This window comes from Armatimonas sp. (assembly GCF_043760365.1).
Lineage (GTDB): Bacteria > Armatimonadota > Armatimonadia > Armatimonadales > Armatimonadaceae > Armatimonas.
The window spans coordinates 1-2319 of the sequence record NZ_JAYUPA010000100.1 but is presented as its reverse complement, the minus strand read 5'-3'; the positions used below and the strand labels follow the sequence as shown (position 1 = coordinate 2319).

The following is a 2319-nucleotide window of genomic DNA, read 5'->3' as shown; positions in this document are numbered from 1 at the left end:
TCTCCTTTAGAGTTGCTTTCCCCCTTCGTGCCCGTTCCCTCAATCCTAATTGATCGCTTACTTCCCCGGCTCACCGACACCGAGCTGCGGGTTCTCTTAATCGTAATACGACAGACCTTGGGCTGGGTGGACAGTGAAGATTCCAATCAACAGGCGCGCAAGCGACGCGATTGGATCAGTCAGAGCCAGCTTATGGGCAGGACAGGCAAGAGCCGCGACTCGGTAAGCCGGGCAGTGGGAGCCCTTGTTGATGCGGGCTTGGTGGTAGTCGAGAAGTCCTCAGGAGAGCTACTTACCAGCGCCTATGACCGCAAGAAGGCTCGTACACGACTCTACTACCGTTTGGGCGATCCGTGGTTTCAGAGAGGGGAATCGTCGTGAAAATCTACCCAAAAGACAACCAGCAACGACTCTCCCTAGATGATAAAGATGGGCCACAGTCTCAGAATAATAGGCCAGAGTGTCAGACGGAGCGTGTACGTAGTTTTGACACGACAAAAGAAACTCTAGACAAAAGAGTTTCTATGTCAGAGATTCAGACACGGGAGAGCAGCCCCCTCAGGGAGGCTGCTTCCTCCCGCTCTGAATCGAATACAGACAGGCCAGAGTCGAGGGGAGACCAGCACAGACCTAAGAACTTGGTATCAGCTGTTCGTTTGTTGTTTCCTGCTCGGCAGAAACTCTACAGCGTGGATGGGCTTGGACGGCGTAGCGAGATTGAGACGGGGCACATGAGCGAAGGGGCATACCAGGCGCTTCTGGAGGCTTGCCAGAATCCGATTCGCTTCGATGGTTCGCCAAGACTACGACCTGACGGCGGCAAAAGAGGCATCTTTTGAGCTTCCTGATGGCTGTAAGCTCGGGCCGGAGACGGGGCTGCCTCTACCTGAATGGTGGGAGCTACCCAGTGTCGAAGCGACGGCAGAAGAGATTCAGATGATGATCCGGCGGAACTTGAAGAGAGCCCAGCGCGAGGGCAAAGGGGCACTCTCTCGTGTACTTGCCGCCAACTTAGCAAAAATCTCATGAAGCGAGACACTCTCTACCACGGTGACGCGCTGGAGATACTACCAACCTTCCCCGACGGCTGCTTCGATGCCATTGTTACCGATCCGCCCTACTGCTCTGGGGGACTCACTGCCAGCGAGCGGGCACGACCAGCGGCCCAGAAATATGTGCAGAGTCGGCAGAAAACCACCTGGCCGGACTTCGAGAGCGAGAGCATGGATCAGAACGCCTGGGCGCAGTGGACATACCGCTGGCTCAAGGAGTGCAAGCGGGTCGCGAAAGACGGAGCGCCCATCGTGATCTTTATAGATTGGCGTCAATTAGCGCTCCTCACCACGCTTCTCCAGTGGGCCGGATGGCGCTGGCTCGGGATCGCTGTCTGGGATAAGACCGAGGCATGCCGCCCGCAGATGGGAAGGTTTGCGGCGCAAGCCGAGTACATCGTCTGGGGTACCAAGGGACGTCTACCCGCCAAGCGGCATGTAGGAACGCTCCCTGGAGTCTTTCGTCACCGTGTTGAGGTGCCCGGTAAGAAGCTGCACATGACCGGCAAGCCACTGGTGCTCATGGAAGACCTGCTCCGAATCGTCGAGCCGGGCGGCACTGTCCTTGATCCGTTCGCGGGTTCGGGTTCGACGCTACTAGCTGCTCGAAATCTCGGCCTTGGCTACGTCGGCATCGAGGCGAGCGCAGACTACTACAAAATCGCCGGGGAGCGGCTTGGGATTACGAGAGCCGATGGTAAGTCTTGACCTCAGCGAAGTAAAAAGAGCGGGTGGAGGCACTGCCTCCACCCGCTCTTTCCTATTTGTAGCGGTCGATGCGATCCTGCTGATACTGGCGGTAGATATCAGATCGGAAGTCGGGCGCTCCCCACTCGCCCTCTGCCCAGGATGGCGGCCCGATATGAAGCTGAATCAGCATGGGGCGAAACTGGATCAACGCAGCGTTCACCGGGGCGCTTGCGGAAACGTTCACGGCTTGGATCGAGCCATCTTCGGAGTCTTTCCAGGCGATTCTCGTAAGCCCGCGAACCATCGGGCCTTCCAGGTGGTAAGCCATGACGACGGCATCGAAGAAGCTCTCTGCCTCGAAGAAGTGAAGCTGCTCCTCTTCCGATTCGTTGTCGAGGTCGGGATCGATCAGGAAGTAGTAGCGTTTCGTCGAATCGGCAAGCCGGTTCCAGTCCTGGAACCCCTCTTCCTGTTCGGGGCTGATGGGAACCTCTCCCGGTTCAATCATCCCACTATCTGGAGTCTTCTCCGTTAATTCTCTGTCCAGCTCGTTGAATATAGATTTCAAATCTTCAGT

Annotated in this window: 4 protein-coding genes; 3 read left to right on the top strand and 1 reads right to left on the bottom strand. The window is 56.9% G+C overall.

What is annotated here, in order from left to right:
* The 3 genes from ACH2EH_RS02575 to ACH2EH_RS02565 form a co-directional block, all read left to right on the top strand.
* A partial coding sequence (locus ACH2EH_RS02575) for a replication protein (protein WP_395138628.1) occupies positions 1–381 on the top strand: 381 nt, incomplete at its 5' end.
* 408 nt (positions 382–789) lie between these two features.
* The gene (locus ACH2EH_RS02570; RefSeq protein ID WP_395138626.1) at positions 790–1029 is read left to right on the top strand and encodes a hypothetical protein; all 240 of its coding nucleotides are present in this window, start codon (positions 790–792) and stop codon (positions 1027–1029) included.
* Positions 1026–1760: a DNA-methyltransferase gene (locus ACH2EH_RS02565; protein ID WP_395138623.1), complete on the top strand. Its 735-nt coding sequence runs from the start codon at positions 1026–1028 to the stop codon at positions 1758–1760. The genes ACH2EH_RS02570 and ACH2EH_RS02565 overlap by 4 nt, the downstream gene beginning before the upstream one ends.
* A 52-nt stretch (positions 1761–1812) precedes the next feature.
* On the opposite strand, the gene ACH2EH_RS02560 is transcribed toward ACH2EH_RS02565, so the two are convergent.
* Positions 1813–2319: hypothetical protein (locus tag ACH2EH_RS02560; RefSeq protein ID WP_395138621.1), on the bottom strand; the 507-nt coding region annotated here is incomplete at its 5' end.